Origin of the sequence: Acinetobacter sp. YH01005, from assembly GCF_013420465.1 — a bacterium.
Taxonomy (GTDB): Bacteria; Pseudomonadota; Gammaproteobacteria; order Pseudomonadales; family Moraxellaceae; genus Acinetobacter; species Acinetobacter amyesii.
The window spans coordinates 120,564-137,663 of the sequence record NZ_VOYA01000007.1; the positions used below are offsets into that span (position 1 = coordinate 120,564).

15 protein-coding genes are annotated in these 17,100 nt (G+C 41.7%); 13 read left to right on the plus strand and 2 right to left on the minus strand.

Annotated elements, in window-relative coordinates; all coding sequences use genetic code 11:
• Positions 1-153 precede the first annotated feature (153 nt).
• Positions 154-447, minus strand: coding sequence for a hypothetical protein (locus FTT72_RS06760; RefSeq protein WP_078192541.1), 294 nt, complete (start codon positions 445-447; stop codon positions 154-156).
• Between the two features lie 381 nt (positions 448-828).
• Between FTT72_RS06760 and FTT72_RS06765 the strand changes: the two genes are divergently transcribed.
• From FTT72_RS06765 to FTT72_RS06805, 9 genes are all read left to right on the plus strand, one after another.
• Entirely contained in the window at positions 829-1,836 is a 1,008-nt protein-coding gene (locus tag FTT72_RS06765) for a sulfate ABC transporter substrate-binding protein (RefSeq protein ID WP_180178074.1), read from the plus strand.
• 248 nt (positions 1,837-2,084) lie between these two features.
• Positions 2,085-3,101 carry a sulfate ABC transporter substrate-binding protein gene (locus FTT72_RS06770; RefSeq protein WP_078189545.1) on the plus strand — a complete coding sequence of 339 codons (1,017 nt, stop codon included), beginning with the start codon at positions 2,085-2,087 and terminating at the stop codon, positions 3,099-3,101.
• A 185-nt stretch (positions 3,102-3,286) separates the two neighbouring features.
• Positions 3,287-4,198: a 16S rRNA (cytosine(1402)-N(4))-methyltransferase RsmH gene (rsmH, locus tag FTT72_RS06775; protein ID WP_180008673.1), complete on the plus strand. Its 912-nt coding sequence runs from the start codon at positions 3,287-3,289 to the stop codon at positions 4,196-4,198.
• Between the two features lie 10 nt (positions 4,199-4,208).
• Entirely contained in the window at positions 4,209-4,541 is a 333-nt protein-coding gene (ftsL, locus tag FTT72_RS06780; protein ID WP_078189390.1) for a cell division protein FtsL, read from the plus strand.
• A 12-nt stretch (positions 4,542-4,553) separates the two neighbouring features.
• Complete coding sequence (gene ftsI / locus FTT72_RS06785) at positions 4,554-6,380, plus strand: penicillin-binding protein PBP3 (RefSeq protein ID WP_168378186.1); 1,827 nt, start codon at positions 4,554-4,556, stop codon at positions 6,378-6,380.
• 10 nt (positions 6,381-6,390) lie between these two features.
• Positions 6,391-7,887: a UDP-N-acetylmuramoyl-L-alanyl-D-glutamate--2,6-diaminopimelate ligase gene (locus tag FTT72_RS06790; protein WP_180178075.1), complete on the plus strand. Its 1,497-nt coding sequence runs from the start codon at positions 6,391-6,393 to the stop codon at positions 7,885-7,887.
• A gap of 9 nt (positions 7,888-7,896) precedes the next feature.
• Positions 7,897-9,306 carry a UDP-N-acetylmuramoyl-tripeptide--D-alanyl-D-alanine ligase gene (murF, locus tag FTT72_RS06795; protein ID WP_180178076.1) on the plus strand — a complete coding sequence of 470 codons (1,410 nt, stop codon included), beginning with the start codon at positions 7,897-7,899 and terminating at the stop codon, positions 9,304-9,306.
• The gene (gene mraY / locus FTT72_RS06800) at positions 9,306-10,424 is read left to right on the plus strand and encodes a phospho-N-acetylmuramoyl-pentapeptide-transferase (RefSeq protein ID WP_078189386.1); all 1,119 of its coding nucleotides are present in this window, start codon (positions 9,306-9,308) and stop codon (positions 10,422-10,424) included. The genes murF and mraY overlap by 1 nt, the downstream gene beginning before the upstream one ends.
• A 76-nt stretch (positions 10,425-10,500) precedes the next feature.
• Positions 10,501-11,304 (plus strand): putative RNA methyltransferase, encoded by an 804-nt coding sequence (locus FTT72_RS06805; protein ID WP_180178077.1) that lies wholly within the window; start codon positions 10,501-10,503, stop codon positions 11,302-11,304.
• Positions 11,305-11,357: 53 nt separating this feature from the next.
• On the opposite strand, the gene ponA is transcribed toward FTT72_RS06805, so the two are convergent.
• Positions 11,358-13,898 carry a penicillin-binding protein PBP1a gene (gene ponA / locus FTT72_RS06810; protein WP_180178078.1) on the minus strand — a complete coding sequence of 847 codons (2,541 nt, stop codon included), beginning with the start codon at positions 13,896-13,898 and terminating at the stop codon, positions 11,358-11,360.
• A gap of 165 nt (positions 13,899-14,063) precedes the next feature.
• On the opposite strand from ponA, the gene FTT72_RS06815 reads away from it, so the two are divergent.
• Genes FTT72_RS06815 through FTT72_RS06830 form a run of 4 tightly spaced genes read left to right on the plus strand, consistent with a single transcriptional unit; the run spans position 14,064 to position 17,051 of the window.
• Complete coding sequence (locus FTT72_RS06815) at positions 14,064-15,122, plus strand: pilus assembly protein PilM (protein WP_078192532.1); 1,059 nt, start codon at positions 14,064-14,066, stop codon at positions 15,120-15,122.
• Positions 15,122-15,808 carry a PilN domain-containing protein gene (locus FTT72_RS06820; RefSeq protein WP_180162852.1) on the plus strand — a complete coding sequence of 229 codons (687 nt, stop codon included), beginning with the start codon at positions 15,122-15,124 and terminating at the stop codon, positions 15,806-15,808. The genes FTT72_RS06815 and FTT72_RS06820 overlap by 1 nt, the downstream gene beginning before the upstream one ends.
• Complete coding sequence (locus FTT72_RS06825) at positions 15,805-16,527, plus strand: type 4a pilus biogenesis protein PilO (protein ID WP_078189381.1); 723 nt, start codon at positions 15,805-15,807, stop codon at positions 16,525-16,527. The genes FTT72_RS06820 and FTT72_RS06825 overlap by 4 nt, the downstream gene beginning before the upstream one ends.
• Complete coding sequence (locus FTT72_RS06830; RefSeq protein ID WP_078192530.1) at positions 16,524-17,051, plus strand: pilus assembly protein PilP; 528 nt, start codon at positions 16,524-16,526, stop codon at positions 17,049-17,051. The genes FTT72_RS06825 and FTT72_RS06830 overlap by 4 nt, the downstream gene beginning before the upstream one ends.
• The last annotated feature ends 49 nt before the right edge of the window (positions 17,052-17,100 follow it).

Below are 17,100 nucleotides of genomic sequence, written 5' to 3' on the forward strand. Positions count from 1 at the left end.
AGAATGTAAATTGGGATCTATTATAACGAAAAAGCCTGATCACTTAATGCTTAATTCAACATTGAATGATCAGGCGTTTTTAGTGTTTTTTAGACGACAGTGGGGGAACTGGTCTAAAACAATAGCTTGGGCAGCATCAATATACTGATGTCGTTATGAGTTGCTACCAGAGAAAATGGCTTGAACAAAACGAGAAAAACTTTGGTTTTGTGATGCAAAGAAACTTTGAGTCGGTGCAGCTTTAATAGACGTAAGTACTTTTAAATTATCATCTGTACGGCCTTTACCTTCAGATTTTTGCTGATTAATCGCTTTTTCGATCAATGAGGTACGTTCAGCAGGCATCGTAAGTTTGTTATTCGATGCGGTGCTGGTTGCAGCACAAAATCCAGTCTGTGCAGTCACGCTTAAACTTAAGCCTAGGCATAGTGCGTATGAAAATTTCATGTCCAAATCTCCCCCTAGTTTTGGTGATGGAACTTTTTATTTGCAAAATAGTTTTAATATTTAGACTACGATTTAACCATCTTTCGTAATTAAAAAGTAGAACTACGTCACAATTTTTACAAAAAAACTAAAAAAGTCTGTACTGGGATTACCTAAATAGACTGTTTTCTCCAGATTTTCGGATGTTTTAGCAAACAACTATGAAGATAGCATGGAGATCGCTTCTGATTGTTGCTGTATTAGCAGAATTAAAGTTTTAAATACGTTATTTTTAGATATCTTTAAAACAGAAATAGATTTGAATTTATATTATAGATAGCTGATTGTTAAAGTTATTTTTGATTTATATAGTGCTCTCAAGATCAATTTGAGTTTGAGCAGATGAAAAAAATAATAGCATCGGGCATTTTCGCATTGTTGGGTGGGGTGGCGGTACAGGTGTATGCCGCAAAAGATTTCTTGAATGTTTCTTATGACCCAACACGTGAGTTTTATCAGGAATATAACCAAGAATTTGGGCAATATTGGAAAAAGCGTACAGGACAAGAGATTAATTTTAAACAATCTCATGGTGGCTCTGGCAAACAAGCTCGTGCAGTGGCAACAGGTTTACAGGCAGATGTAGTGACTTTGGCATTGGCCAATGATATTGATGAAATTGTGGCGACCGGACAAATCAATAAGAATTGGCAAAAACAATTTCCACATAATTCTGCACCGTATACCTCAACCATCGTATTTTTGGTGCGTAAGGGCAACCCGAAAAAAATTAAAGATTGGAATGACCTGACCAAACCGGGTGTTGAAATTATTACGCCAAATCCAAAAACTGGTGGGGCACCGCGTTGGATCTATTTATCAGCATGGGGATATGCCTTAAAACAACCGGGTGGCAATGACGCCAAAGCCAAAGAATTGGTGAAAAAACTCTATAGTAATGTCAAAGTATTGGATTCTGGCGCACGTGGTTCACTCACGACCTTTGCTGAGCGTGGCATTGGAGATGTCTTGCTGTCTTGGGAAAATGAGGCACTGTTAGCAACTCAGGGCTTAGGCAAAGATAAATATGACATTGTTTATCCGTCTATTTCAATTTTAGCTGAACCTTCAGTAGCTGTAGTAGATAAAACTGTCGACAAAAATGGTAATCGAAATTTGGCGAAGGGTTATTTGAACTATCTATATTCACCTAAAGGCCAAGAGCTGGCAGGTAAATATTTCTTCCGCCCTCGCGATGCAAAAGCCACTGCAAAGTACGCTGCTCAATTTCCGAAAGTTCAAATCTTTACCATTGATAAAGTGTTTGGCGGTTGGGCTAAAGCGCAAAAAACACATTTTGTGAATGGTGCGATTTTCGATCAAATTTATAGTGAAAAGAATAAAGAGTAAAACGATCCACCATAATGGGCGTTGTAAAAACGGATAATCTGGATTATCCGTTTTTCGCATATGTAATGCATAAAAATCTATATATAGGGAATAAGTAGATTGTATTTGTGTATTTTAATATGAAAAACAAACAATTAAATTCGCTGCGTTAGCTGTATCCAGCAAAGGGTCTAAACTTGCTGCAATTGCGATTTATGACTTTATTTCATATATTTAGCAGTATTGAATATAACTTTATGCTGGCTGTTATGAAAACTCAATTTAAGGCGTGGCTCAGTGCTGCGTTGCTTGCCACAGGTGTTGCTTTCTCAGCGTCTGCTCAGGCCGCTGATCGTGAATTTTTAAACGTTTCTTATGATGCAACGCGTGAATTTTATGACGAATTTAATAAGTCATTTGGCGCATATTGGAAAGAGCGTACGGGTAAAACGGTTGCATTTAAACAATCACATGGTGGTTCAGGTAAACAAGCCCGTTCTGTAGTAGACGGTTTAAAAGGTGATGTCGTGACTTTGGCCTTGGCCAATGACATCGAAGAAATTGTGAAGTCTGGTCAGATTCAACCAGGTTGGCAAAAAGAGTTTCCACATAACTCAGCGCCATATACGTCAACGATTGTCTTCATGGTGCGTAAGGGCAACCCGAAACATATTAAAGATTGGTCTGATTTAACCAAGCCGGGCGTACAAATTATTACCCCGAACCCGAAAACTGGCGGTCTCCCACGTTGGGTTTACTTGTCAGCTTGGGGTTATGCTTTGAAACAACCGGGTGGTAATGAAGCGAAAGCCAAAGATTTCGTGGGTAAAATGTACCATAACGTAAAAGTAATGGACTCTGCGGCACGTGCATCGATGACTACATTTGCAGAACGTGGTATTGGTGATGTGTTATTGACTTGGGAAAACGAAGCTTTAGTTACTCAAAAAACTTTGGGTAAAAACAAATTTGATATCGTGTATCCATCGATGTCGATTTTGACTGAGCCTTCAGTGGCGATCGTGGATAAAACTGTCGATAAAAATGGTAATAAATGGTTAGCTCAAGGCTATATCAATTATCTTTATTCTCCATTAGGTCAAGAAATGGCGGCTCGTCATTTCTATCGCCCACGTAATGCAGCAGTTTTAGCAAAATATAAATCACAGTTCCCGCCATTAAAAACATTTACTATTGATGAAGTGTTTGGTGGTTGGGCAAAAGCTCAACAAACACATTTTGTGAATGGTGCGATCTTCGATCAGATCTACAATAACAAGCGCTAATACATCGAAATCTATGATTTGAGATGTTCAAAGACCTCCTTCGGGAGGTTTTTTAATGGATGGCAAAAAATAAAAACGGTTTTCTCTATGGAAAGTAATATTTCTGTACAAAAAGACGTTTGGAGCTTTGCTAAAACAAGGTAATAATGTGCAGTTACATTTTTAGCTGTGTTGAACGAACCCTTATGTCGCATATTTCTGTATTACTTCATGAAACTGTTGATGCTTTACTGGCAGATCGCAATACAGGAATTTTCGTAGATGGCACATTTGGGCGTGGCGGTCATACACGTTTATTACTGTCTAAATTAGATGAAAATGCACGTGTTTATGCCTTTGATAAAGACCCACAAGCATTGGCCGTTGCAGCAGAATTAGAACAAGAAGATGCGCGTTTTAAAATTATTCACGCCAGTTTTGCCGATTTAAAAGAGGAACTGCGTAGTCGTGGTATCGATTTGGTCGACGGTATAATGGCGGATTTAGGGGTGTCATCTCCGCAGCTAGACCAAGCAGAGCGTGGCTTTAGCTTTATGAAAGATGGCCCACTTGATATGCGTATGGACAACTCACAAGGCCCAACAGCCGCAGAGTGGTTGGTTGATATTGAAGAAGAAGATTTGGCCAATATTATTTTTAAATATGGTGAAGAACGTTATAGCCGCCGTATTGCCAAAGCGATTAAAGCGGCAGGGTATATTGAAACCACAGCTCAATTGGCTGAAATCGTGAAAGTTGCCCACCCGAAATGGGAAAAAAATAAACATGCAGCGACACGAACTTTCCAAGCAATTCGTATTGCTATTAACAAAGAACTCGACGATATTGATATCTTCTTACCTCAAGCGGTGGATATGCTGAAACCTGAAGGCACTCTTGCAGTGATCAGTTTCCACTCTTTAGAGGATCGTTTAATTAAACAATTTATTCAAAAAGAATCTACACTTGCAGAAGACACAGGCTGGGGTTTACCACAAAAACGCGAAGATACCCGCCGCTTAAAAAAAGTGTCACGAATTAAAGCAAGTGAAGAAGAGGTTAAAGCCAATCCGCGATCTCGTAGTGCTTGGCTTCGTGTGGCAGAGCGTTTAGCTTAAAAGGCAAAGAATGAAAACCGAAGCAATCGAAAAAAACTCTGATCAATCGCAGTCGAAGAAAATCATTACATACGGCATTTTATTGCTCTTGGTTTTTGTGAGTGCGATTATGGTGGTCTTTCAAGTCTTTGAATATCGCCAAGATTATCGTCAATTGAGTACCTATATGCGTGAAAGGGATGACCTCAACGCAGAATGGGGACGTTTGCTGATCGAACAACAAACTTTCGGTGCAACAGCCCAAATTGGGACACGTGCAGTTACCCAATTACGGATGTATTCGCCTCCTATTGCACAAACCGTTGTTATTTCATTGCCACAAACTCCAGAACAGAAAAAATAGGCTGCCGGTCACATGGTTGAAAAGAGAAACAAACAAACTCCGCGTAAAAAACAGCAGTCTGTTACTGGTCGTACAGCCATTTCGGTGGAGATGTGGCGCTATCACTTGATGTGGGCGGTGGTTTTACTGTGCTTTATTGCATTGGTCGGGCGGGCTTTTTATGTACAAATCATCAATAAAGACTTTTTACAAAATAAAGCCAATGCCAAAATTTTAAGAACTGAAACCTTAAAAGCCATGCGCGGTGTCATCTATGACCGTCACGGCGTTCCTTTAGCCATTAGTACTCCGATCATGAAAATCGTGATCGATCCACGTGATTATTTTGACAATAAAAAACTCTTTGAAGAAATTACGGCCGAATTGGCTAAAGATCCAAACAATCGTAAGTTAAAACGTCAATTACCAGATAAAAATCTGAATTTAGATGAACTCGCTGATGCTGTAGGGATGGATCGTGCTGAATTGAGACGCAAAATGAATGAGCGTCCACGTTCACGTTATTTAGTTTTAAAGAAAGAAGTGCCACCACAACAAGCTGAATTGATCATGAAACGTGACTTTCAGGGGGTATATACCGAGAAAAACTATAAGCGCTACTATCCACAGCCTCAGCCAAACTCACAAATTATTGGTTTAACCAATAGTGAGGGTATGGGCATCGAAGGTTTAGAGATGCAATTGAATGAACGTCTTGCAGGCGTAGATGGTGCGCAGCAAATTGTCCGAGATAAAAAAGGCAACCGCGTTAAAGACCCTGAGATCGTGAAAGAAGTTGAGTCGGGTGAAAATATCACGCTCAGTATCGATTCACGTTTGCAATACATTATGTATCGTGAGTTGACTGCAGCCGGCGTAGCCAATAACGCACGTTCTGCCACAGCGATTGCTGTCGATGTCAAAACGGGTGAAATTTTAGCGATGACCTCTTGGCCGTCGTACAACCCGAATGATAAAAAAGGTGTCTTAAATAAAGATGCCATGCGTAACCGTGGTGCGATTGACTCCTTTGAGCCAGGTTCAACCATGAAGCCAATGACCGTGGCAATGGCGTTGGAAAGCGGCAAATACACGGCAAATACGGTTGTAAATACCACGCCTGGTTCTATGCGCGTTGGGAATCATACTATTCGAGATACGCATAACTATGGCCCTCTGACTTTGGGCGGCATTATTCAAAAATCGTCTAACGTCGGTGTGGCAAAAATCGCTTTATCTCTCCCTTATGAAACATTACCAACGTTCTATCAACGTCTTGGCTTTGGTCAACGTTCAGCGGTGAAATTCCCCGGTGAAAGTGCTGGTCTGATTTTGCCGAAGAGCAAATGGAATGTGTCTGAAGTAGCAACCATGGCTTATGGTTATGGTTTGAACGCTACAGTGCTCCAACTGGCGGATGCTTATGCCATGATTGCCAACAAAGGCGTCAAAATGCCACTGAGCTTGTACAAGCTTGAGGAAAAGCCGAAAGGTGAGCAGATGGTTGACCCTAAAATTGCTGATCAAGTGCTTTTAATGATGGAAGCGGTGACCTTACCGGGTGGTACGGCACGTCAAGCCAATATTCCGGGTTATCGCGTGGCAGGTAAAACTGGTACAGCACATAAATTACGTGCAGACCGTAAAGGTTATTCGACTTCAGAATATCGTGCACTCTTTGCTGGTGTCGCACCAGTGAGTGATCCACGTTTGGCCATGATTGTTGTAGTGGAAAACCCAACAGGTCAGTATTACGGTGGCCTGGTGGCTGCACCCGTTTTTGCTCGTGTAATGCAAGAATCTTTACGTTTAATGAACGTACCTTTAGATAAACCTTTAGACACTCCTAAGATCCAGTAATAGGTGATGAATGAAAATTACGTTTCAAGATCTATACACCGTTGAACAGCCCGCAGAATGGATGTTGCAATCCTTTCAGGGCTTCAATCTGGATAGTCGCAAAGTTACAGCAGGGCAAATATTTATTGCCCTGACTTCGTTTTCGCAACCTGAAAAAACAGCACAATTTGCACGTGCAGCGTTAGAGAATGGCGCGTTGGCTGTCATTTCAGAAACTGATTTGGGCTTGGATCAAAGTGTCGTGATCGCGGATGTGCGTCAATTGATGGGGCAGTGGCAAAAGCAATATCTACAGGCAACTCAACCAGCTCAAGCTGCACGAATTTTGGCAGTGACGGGTACCAATGGTAAAACCACGATCTCTCGTTTAATCGCTGAATTACTCATGCTGCAAGGCAAAAAATGTGCAGTGATGGGAACCACTGGTAACGGAATTTTACCGAATTTAGAAGCCTCTTCTCACACCACTTTAGATGCGTTACATATGCAAAATGCGTTGCATACCTATGCACTTGAAGGTGCAGAGTTTGCTGCCATTGAGGCAAGTTCGCATGGCTTAGAACAAGGTCGATTAAATGGCTGTGCAATTGAAATTGCCGCTTATAGCAATTTAAGTCGTGACCATTTGGATTATCATAAAACCCTTGAAGCCTATGCTGAAGCGAAATCACGTTTGTTTCAGTTTCCATCGCTCAAAGTTGCAGTCATCAATCTCGATGATGAACATGCAGAAGTGATGCTGAATGCCGCACGCCAAAACCCGGCTCAGCCTAAAATTTTGACTTATTCAACGCGTCAGGCTGCGGATTATCAAGTGACGGATATTCAATACAGCTTAACGGGCGCACAATTTAAATTGCGTACTGCTCAAGCTGAATTTGTGGTGCAAAGTCCATTATTGGGACACTTCAATATTGAAAATATTGTGGCGAGCTTAATTTCAGCGGAGCAAGCGGGTTTTGACTTATCTGCCTTGATCGCAACTGCGCCCGAGTTAAAAGGTGCACCGGGTCGTATGCAAGTGATTCGTGATGATGAACGCCTGTTTGTGGTGGATTATGCACATACACCAGATGCTTTAGTTCAAGTGTTACAGACTTTAAAACGTCATGTATCGCAACAGCTATGGGCGGTGTTTGGCTGTGGTGGTGATCGTGACCGTGGTAAGCGTCCATTGATGACACAAGCGGCATTAAACCATGCAGATATTGCGTTGATTACCTCAGATAATCCACGTACTGAAAACCCAGAACAAATTTTTGCAGATATGAAGGCTGGTATTGATTTCACTGGAAAAACTGTCCATGAAATCCATGACCGCCGTGAAGCGATTAAATTCGCAGTCAACCATGCGCAAGCGGGTGATATTGTGGTGATTGCTGGTAAAGGCCATGAAAACTATCAAGAAATTGATGGTGTTCGACATTGGTTTGATGATGTGGTGGAAGTGAAATCAGCGATTGATTCACAGCATCACAACACTGACTCGGCTTATCCAGCGCAATAGGAAACAGATATGCATACTTCAACGACCAGTACGGTTCCGTTAGAACCATGGACTGCCGAACAGTTGGTTCAAGCGACACAAGGTCACTGGCATAATAATCAAGCGCCGACAGGTCCTGTGAAACGAATTTTGACCGATTCACGTCATGCAGAGCAAGGTGACGTTTTTCTTGCCCTGAAAGGTGAACGCTTTGATGCGCATGACTTCCTTGCTCAAGTGGCTGAAAAGGGTTGTGAAATTGCCATTGTCAGTCATCCGGTCGATGTGGATATTTGTCAGTTGGTGGTTGCAGATACACGTATGGCGCTTGGGCATTTGGGTGCATTTCGTCGTGCCCAAAACCCAGCTTTAAAAGTAATTGCCTTGACAGGAAGCAGTGGTAAAACTACGACCAAAGAGATGCTCGGGAGTATCCTTTCTCGTCTTGCACCAACATTAATTACGCGCGGTAATTTAAATAATGACCTTGGCGTACCGATGATGTTACTTGAGTTGCGTCCAGAACATCAGTATGCCGTGATGGAGCTTGGTGCCAGTCATAAGGGTGAAATTGATTACACCTCAAATTTGGTACAGCCTCAGGTTGCCGGTATTTTAAATATTGGTACTGCTCATATGGGTGAATTTGGTGGGCGTGAGGGCATTTGTCGTGCCAAGTCTGAAATTTATGCACATATAGCGAAAACAGGAACTTCGATTGTGCCTGCGGCAGATGATTTTACAGATGCCATTCGTCAAGCTGTGCAAACTGAACAATTAATGAGTTTTGGTCAGGGTGGGGATGTCTTTGCGACTGAGACGGAGCTTCAGGCTCAATCTTCACGTTTTATCTTAAATACGCCACAAGGTTCGCGTTCTGTTCAACTGCCATTTGCGGGTGAGCATAATGTGCAAAATGCCACTGCAGCCGCAGCTTTCGCGTTATCGATTGGCGTGAGTTTAGATGACATCGTTGTGGGTCTTGAACATGCAACTGGTGCCAAAGGTCGTCTAAACTTTATTCAACATAAAGATTATTTGTTTATTGATGATACTTACAATGCAAATCCAACCTCAATGCGTGCTGCTGCTGATGTACTTGCGCAGCAAGATGGCATCAAAGTCATGGTCATTGGGGATATTGGTGAGTTAGGTTCATCTGCTGCACAGCAGCACTACATGTTGGGACGTGATCTTGTCTCACACTCTGGTCTTCAATTTGTCGTTGCTGTCGGTGAGTTTTCACCTGCTGTGCAAGAAGGCGCGCGCAGTACACAATATGGTAAAAAATTACAGGCCTTTCTATCTCAAGAACAGGCTTTACCGTTATTAATTAGTCTAGTCAAAACACATCAGCCTCAGTCCATGAGTTTCCTGTTTAAAGGTTCTCGTTATACCCACATGGAAACTTTGATGGCTGAATTGATGGAGAAACTTTAATGCTGTTATGGTTATTTGAGCAGCTTGCGGGTTATCACAGCTCGTTTCAGGTTGTTCGTTATTTAACGCTTCGTTCGCTACTCAGTGTCTTAACGGCATTGGCCATTGGTCTGTTGCTTGGACCTGTGATGATCCGCAAATTGCAAGCTCTCAAATATGGTCAGGCAGTCAGTTCATTCGCACCTGAAAATCATGCCAAAAAAATGGGCACACCGACTATGGGTGGTGTGTTGATTTTACTGTCTATTGGGATTTCAACCTTACTTTGGGCCGATCTTTCAAACCCTTATGTATGGATTGTACTTGGCGTGATGGTGATCTTTGGTGCTGTTGGCTGGGCCGATGACTGGATTAAAATTCGTTATAAAGACAATGCCGGTCTACCTGCGAAAAAGAAATTCTTTTGGACTTCTGTAGCATCGTTAGGCGCCGGTATTGCGCTCTATGTGATTGCGACACAGCAAGCAAACCCAGTACATACCTCAAATATGTTGGATCTGCTGATTCCATTCTTTAAAGAAATTAGCATTCCGTTGTCTATTATTCCACTCGGTATTGGTTTTATTGTCTTTACTTATTTGGTGATTAACGGCGCATCTAACGCTGTGAACTTAACGGATGGTTTGGACGGCCTAGCAATTATGCCAATCGTTCTGGTTGCCGCAGGTTTAGGTGTATTTGCTTATCTGGCTGGTGATGTTCGTTTTGCCGATTATTTACATATCCCTTATGTGAAATACGCATCTGAACTTGTCGTGATCTGTGCGGCAATGATCGGTGCTGGTTTGGCATTCTTATGGTTTAACGCGCATCCAGCTCAAGTGTTTATGGGTGATGTCGGTGCCTTATCTCTAGGTGCGATGCTCGGTACGATCGCAGTCATGGTTCGTCAAGAAATCGTTTTTGCCATTATGGGCGGTGTCTTCGTGGTTGAAGCTATTTCTGTCTTCTTGCAAATTGGCTCGCTGCGTATGCGGAACAAGCGTGTATTCTTAATGGCACCGCTGCACCATCACTATGAGAAAAAGGGATGGCGTGAAACTCAGGTGGTGATTCGTTTCTGGATTATTACAATTATGCTGGTAGTTTTAGGTCTAATGACTTTAAAATTACGTTAAGCAAATAAATAAACGAAACCGGCATTTGCTCCCACAGATGCCGGTTTTTTTATTTCAAAATATAGTGGAGTAAATGATGAACCTGTTGATGTGTCCTGTATGCCGTGAAGCATTAAAACTCACAGAGCGGACATGGCGCTGTGAAAATAATCATAGCTATGATGTTGCAAAACAAGGCTATGTCAATTTACATGTGGTTCAACATAAACACAGTAAAAATCCGGGTGATACGCCTGAATCTATACAGGCGCGTCGTGCGTTTTTGACTGCAGGTCACTATGCACCTTTGCAACAGGCAGTGGTGGCTTTGATTCAAAAATTAAGGGTTGAAAACTTGTTGGATATTGGCTGTGGTGAAGGCTATTACACTGATGCGATGCAAGCTGAAGTACTACAATGTGTGGGTGTCGATATTGCTAAAAATGCAGTACAAGTGGCCGCTAAACTGAATAAAGAGGTGACTTGGGTGGTTGGTACAGGGGCGACCTTGCCTGTATTAGACCATTCGATTGACTTGTGTACGAGTTTATTTAGTCCTATTCCAAAAGAAGAAATCCTTCGCGTATTAAAGCCTGAAGGGCACTTGATGGTGGTTACACCTGCACCAGAGCATCTTTATGCTATGCGTGAAGCCCTGTTTGAAGAAGTAAAACCACATGAACCGCATAAATTTGTGGAACAACTGGCGAATGATTTTGAATTGGAAAGTGAACAAGTGGTTCAAGCGAAAATGTCACTTTCTCAGCAGGATCTCAAAAACTTAATTGCAATGACGCCTTATGCATATAAAGTGAAAGCTGAGCGTCGAGAAGCTCTAGAAAAAAATGAACAATTTGAGTTGCAAGCGCAGTATCAAATTTATCTCTTTAAAAAGAAATAATGCATTGGAAGTGATAAAAAAGCCCTCGTTTGAGGGCTTTTTTTATGCAGTATTTACTGAACTTGATCGATGAGATGATCAAGTGCGTCCGTTTTATGCTCTGCACCTTGTGGTTTAGGCTGCATTGGCGGAGGCGCAGTTCGAGTCGGTGCAAGATTGGTTTCAGTAGACCCAGGAAGGTCGTCAAAATCATTTTGCGAAGCCTGAGGCTTCGGTGCAACAGGAGCAGGACGATACAGCGGTTGAGCCATTGGTGGCGTTGCTGCACGATCTTGTTCAGGTTGACCTTGAGTCGCTTTAGCCGAATTACGGTTGATTGGATTCTTGGCATGGGTGTCTAAACGCACCCAAGCTTCAGGTGTGCCTTTAAGTGATTTCGCCATAAAATCTGACCAAATAGGCAAGGCTGCAACACCACCATATTCACGGCGACCCAAAGTAGAAGGTTGGTCAAAACCGACCCAAGCCACAGTGACCAATTTTCCATTAAATCCAGCAAACCACGCGTCTTTTGCGTCATTGGTTGTACCGGTTTTACCGCCTAAATCACCGCGACCAATTTTTAAAGCCGCTCGACCTGTACCATGTTGGATCACGTCACGCAAGATGTTCGCCATATCAAAGGCTGAACTTGACTTCAAAATTCGCTGAGCTTGCTTATAGTTTGCTGCTTCAGTATCGGAAATTTTCGATTCAGCAGGTTTATTATCCTGATTAGTGACTTCAATCACTTCATCATCCGGCGTGGTCGGATCTGCTGATTCAACTTCGTCTTTTTGATTGATACATTGAATACATGCATATTCAGGATTGGCTTGATAAATCACTTTGCCATAAGCATCTTCAATACGGCTAATAAAGTGCGGTTGAATACGATATCCACCGTTGGCAAATGTCGCATAACCTGTCGCCATTTGAATCGGCAACACCTGTGGGGTACCTAAAGCAATGGTGTAGTTACGTGGAATTTGGTTTTCTTGTAAGCCAAAATCCATAAATAATTGGCGAGTACGTTCAATTCCGACGACTTGTAATAAGCGAACTGAAACTGTGTTACGTGATAAATAGAGGGCACGGCGTAGAGGTATCATCCCTAAATAGCGACCGTCAGAGTTTTTAGGCGTCCACTTGCCAATCGTAATTGGATTGTCATTGACCATGGAATACGGAGTCATGCCACGTTCAAGTGCTAAAGCATAAACAAAGGGTTTAATGGTTGAACCCGGCTGACGCCAGCCTTGTAGAGCACGGTTAAATTTAGATTGATAAAAATTATAACCACCCACAATGGCTTCAATACCACCATTATTGGGATTAAGTGCAATTAATTGACCTTGCGCTTTGGGAATTTGCACCAAAGCCCATGAGCTTTTGTCCGCATTCGGACGTAGGCGAATAATATCTTTTACTTTTACAATTTGAGAGGCTTTGCTAGGCGCATTGCCTACACTATTGGCATTGCGATAGGGGCGTGCCCAAGATAAACCTGACCATGGAACTGTCACACTACTGCCGTCTTGCATCAACACTTCGATACTGGTGTTGTTGACTTTGGTTACTTCGGCAGGATAGGTGTTGGCATATGGAATAAAGTTTTTTAAGGGTTCATCATGTGCTTCTGCACCACGCCAACCATGTCGTCTATCGTAAGCTTCGAGACCCTCTTGTACAGCCTGCTCAGCATAGGCTTGGCGTTGGCTGTTGATAGTGGTGTAGACTTTATAGCCAGAATCCGTCGCTTGTTCACCAAGCTTTTCTACGAGCTCAGAGCGAACCATTTCCCCGACGTAGGGGAATTTGTTGCTGACCCCGCGGTCAGGCATATCGAGATTAATCGGTTCAGCAATCGCTTTTTGATATTCAGATTGATTGATATAACCCAATTGCAACATACGGCCTAAAATCCAATTACGACGCTCTAAAGCACGTTTTGGGTTGGCTACAGGATTGTATTTTGAAGGTGCTTTAGGTAAGCCTGAAATCATTGCCATTTGAGCCAAACTTAAATCTTGCAGGCTCTTGTTATAATAAATTTTTGCTGCTGCTGCGATCCCGTAGGCATTTTTTCCTAAAAAGATTTTGTTGACATACAGCGTTAAAATTTCTTCTTTACTTAGATTTTGTTCAATTTTTCGAGCAAGGAAAACTTCGGTCAGTTTACGTTTTAGCGTACGTTCTGGAGTCAGATAATAGTTTTTTGCAACCTGCATGGTAATGGTTGAACCACCGGTTTGCACATCTGAGCCTGTAATACTTTCACTGACAGCACGCCCCAATCCTTTGAAACTAATACCGCTGTGTTCAAAAAATGAAGAATCTTCCGCAGCTAAAAAGCCATGAATGAAATGAGACGGGATTTGGTCGTACTCTACAGGGACCGAAAGTTTGCCACCGTATTCTGCAATCAGCTCATTATCAGCACTATAAACCTGCAATGGTTTTAATAATGGAGCCTTTTTTAAGATGGACATTTCAGGCAAAGACGGGGCAATATAGAGATACATGCCATAGAAACCCATTGGAATTGCGACCAAAATAATAATAATGGCCAAAAAAAATGGATGAACAAGGCCTGAACAAGATAGCTTTTTCATAACAAGTAAGTTTTAATAAGAGCTAATGGCAAACTAATTGGTGGTCAGTATATCCTTTCGATATACGGATTGTTAGATGAGTTATTGTATCTGTATAAAATTATAGACCAATGCTAATTAGTGGGTTAATTTTTTTGGGGATAAAAAAATAATAGGAATTATATTGTGCTCAGGTTATATCGTAAGCCAAATAAGGGGTTGATAGGAGTAGATATTAGTTCGACTTCTGTTAAGGTTTTGGAACTTTCTGTAAAGAGTGGGCGGTATTGGGTAGAAAGCTATGCTTTGGTCCCATTACCAGAAGGAAGTGTTGTTGAAAAGAACATATTGAATCCGGAAGCTGTCGGTGACTGTTTAGAGCGCGCAATTAATTTGGCCAATACACAGACGACCAATGCAGCTTTGGCGGTTCCTACGTCGATGGTGATTACAAAAATCATCGAAATGGACGCAGATATGAACGATGATGAACGTGAAATTCAGATTCGTGATGATGCTGAGCAATATATTCCGTTCCCACTTGATGAAGCGAGCCTTGATTTTGAGGTCTTGCCAGATCGTCTGTCCAACCCAAATCGTGTCAATGTTCTACTTGTCGCTACGCGTATTGAAAATGTTGAAGCGCGTGCGGAAGTCATTCAGCTTGCGGGTCTGACACCAAAAATTGGCGATGTAGAAAGCTTTGCAATTGAAAATGCATTTAAAGTTTTCTCAGATACTTTGCCAATGGGTGTAAATACCGTGGGTATTTTAGATATTGGTCATAGTATGACGACCTTATCTGTTATGCAGAATAACAAAGTGATTTATACCCGTGAGCAAGTGTTTGGTGGCAAACAATTGACACAGGAAATTCAAAATCGCTATGCATTGTCTTTCGAAGAAGCAGGTCGAGCGAAAAAAACACGTGCCTTGCCAGATGATTATGATATCGAAGTCTTAGAACCCTTCTTAGAAGCTGTCGTTCAACAAGCAGCACGTTCTTTACAGTTCTTTTTCTCATCTTCACAGTTCAACGAAATTGACCATATTTTATTGGCAGGGGGGAATGCCAATATTCCGGGGCTTGCAAAATTACTTCAACAAAAATTAGGTTACCGCGTCACGATTGCCAATCCATTCTTACAAATGGGTTTTTCACCTCAAATTGATATTAAAAAAATTGAAAATGATGCCTCATCACTCATGGTGGCATGCGGTCTAGCATTGAGGAGTTTTGATTAATGGCAAAAATTAACTTGCTCCCTTGGCGTGATGAGCTAAGAGAGAAACGAAAAAAAGAATTTATTGCACTTTGTATTGGGGCTTTCTTAATTGGGGTAATTGGGGTTGGTTTAACATGGTTGTACTTTGATCACAAATTAAAAGATCAAGAACAAGCGAACCAATTGATTATCAGTCATAACCAAAATTTAGATGTTCAATTAAAGTCTTTGGATGGTTTACAAGAGCAGCGTAATGCCATTATTGAACGCATGAAGTTGATTCAAGGCTTACAAGGTCAACGTCCAATCGCAGTACATCTTGTAGATGAATTGGTTCGTGTGACACCTGCCAATATGTACATCACAAAATTTGAGCGTAATGGCGACAAATTTATGATCGAAGGGCGTGCGGAAAGTCCAAATACTGTTGCAGATTTACTGCGTAATTTGGAAGCATCACCTTGGTATCGTAATGCCTTCATGAGCTCATTCCTTGTGGTTGAAGAGAAAAAAGACAAAGCGCCGACGTCAGTGGTTCCTCGCGTAGAAGAATCTTATGGTGCATTTACTGTGACTGCTGATTTGGAGCAAATTGCGCAGCCGACCATTAATGATCCAGCAGCAAATGCAGGACAGTCAGCTTCATCGGCGCAAACATCTGACGCACAAACTGCAGCAACACCAACTCCGGAGGCTGCAAAATGAGTCGTGATGAATTTGAACAATTGAATCAAGATGCTGTTGTCATTCCGAAAAAGAAAATGACTTTTGATAAGTTTGTACAGCAGTTCAATACGCTAGATCCGAATAACTATGGTAGTTGGCCAATTTCAGTCAAAATTACCTGTTGGATTTTTATCATTATCCTTGTGGCAATTTTGGGCTATTTCTTGGCGATTAAAGGCAAGATTGAAGCTATTTCAAGTGCCAATGCACAAGAACAAAATTTGTTGAATGAATTTCGTGAAAAAGATTCAAAACTACGTAATTTGCAACAATATCAATTGCAGTTGCAGGATATGGAAGCACGTTTTAATCAACAATTAGAACAATTGCCGAAAGAAACTGAAATTCCAGGTTTGGTTGAAGATATCAACTTAACAGGCGTGAATTCTGGACTGAAATTTAAAATTATTCGTCTTGAGCCTGAAGTGAAGCAAGAGTTCTTTACGGAACAGCCAATTCATATCGAAGCAACGGGTGATTACCATGCCTTTGGTTCATTTGTTAGTGGCATTGCCGGGCTTTCACGGATTGTGACTTTGCATAATTTAACGATTACAGCAACTGAAAATAAAGAAAAGAACTCAGATATTCCAAAAATTGATTATGTCATTTCTGCGAAAACATATCGTTACGAAGGAAATACTGAAAGTGCTGCGAAAGCTGCAGATTCAGCAAGTACACAGGAGGCTCCAAAATGAAAATGAATAAATTGGCACTTTCTGTGATGGTTGGATTTGTATTAGCAGGTTGTGAATCACGTATTGATGTGGTCAATCAAGAGATGGCAAATATACGCAATCAAGCGCCATTAGCGATTGAGCCTGCGCCAGATTTTGTGCCTGTCGAGACTTTTAATTATGCAGCGCATTCTTTAAAAAGTCCGTTCTTGCCAAGTTCATTGGCAGCAGAACTTAAAATCATGGCTGGTAAGCGTGTTTATCCAAACTTGAGTCGTCAGCCTCAACCCTTAGAGAGTTATGCGCTCGAAACTTTAAATATGAAGGGTAGTATGCGTAACCAATCTGGGCAAATTTTAGCCTTGATTCAGACGCCTGATGGTGAAGTTGAACGTATTCAACGTGGAAGTTATATGGGGCTCAATCATGGTCGCGTGGTAAATATTACCCCGACGCAAATTGATTTGATTGAGATTATTCCGGATGGGCGAGAAGGATATGTAGAGCGTCCTAGAAGTCTCATATTAATTGGACCAGCACCTTAAGCTTAAAGGAATAAAAATGAAGAATAGTGTACAAGATTTTATTTTTGGG

What these genes read in the sequence shown, in the direction of transcription:
- FTT72_RS06760 (WP_078192541.1), bottom strand. Translation starts at nt 447, where the DNA reads ATGAAATTTTCATACGCACTATGCCTAGGCTTAAGTTTAAGCGTGACT.
- FTT72_RS06765 (WP_180178074.1), top strand. Translation starts at nt 829, where the DNA reads ATGAAAAAAATAATAGCATCGGGCATTTTCGCATTGTTGGGTGGGGTG.
- FTT72_RS06770 (WP_078189545.1), top strand. Translation starts at nt 2,085, where the DNA reads ATGAAAACTCAATTTAAGGCGTGGCTCAGTGCTGCGTTGCTTGCCACA.
- rsmH (WP_180008673.1), top strand. Translation starts at nt 3,287, where the DNA reads ATGTCGCATATTTCTGTATTACTTCATGAAACTGTTGATGCTTTACTG.
- ftsL (WP_078189390.1), top strand. Translation starts at nt 4,209, where the DNA reads ATGAAAACCGAAGCAATCGAAAAAAACTCTGATCAATCGCAGTCGAAG.
- ftsI (WP_168378186.1), top strand. Translation starts at nt 4,554, where the DNA reads ATGGTTGAAAAGAGAAACAAACAAACTCCGCGTAAAAAACAGCAGTCT.
- FTT72_RS06790 (WP_180178075.1), top strand. Translation starts at nt 6,391, where the DNA reads ATGAAAATTACGTTTCAAGATCTATACACCGTTGAACAGCCCGCAGAA.
- murF (WP_180178076.1), top strand. Translation starts at nt 7,897, where the DNA reads ATGCATACTTCAACGACCAGTACGGTTCCGTTAGAACCATGGACTGCC.
- mraY (WP_078189386.1), top strand. Translation starts at nt 9,306, where the DNA reads ATGCTGTTATGGTTATTTGAGCAGCTTGCGGGTTATCACAGCTCGTTT.
- FTT72_RS06805 (WP_180178077.1), top strand. Translation starts at nt 10,501, where the DNA reads ATGAACCTGTTGATGTGTCCTGTATGCCGTGAAGCATTAAAACTCACA.
- ponA (WP_180178078.1), bottom strand. Translation starts at nt 13,898, where the DNA reads ATGAAAAAGCTATCTTGTTCAGGCCTTGTTCATCCATTTTTTTTGGCC.
- FTT72_RS06820 (WP_180162852.1), top strand. Translation starts at nt 15,122, where the DNA reads ATGGCAAAAATTAACTTGCTCCCTTGGCGTGATGAGCTAAGAGAGAAA.
- FTT72_RS06825 (WP_078189381.1), top strand. Translation starts at nt 15,805, where the DNA reads ATGAGTCGTGATGAATTTGAACAATTGAATCAAGATGCTGTTGTCATT.
- FTT72_RS06830 (WP_078192530.1), top strand. Translation starts at nt 16,524, where the DNA reads ATGAAAATGAATAAATTGGCACTTTCTGTGATGGTTGGATTTGTATTA.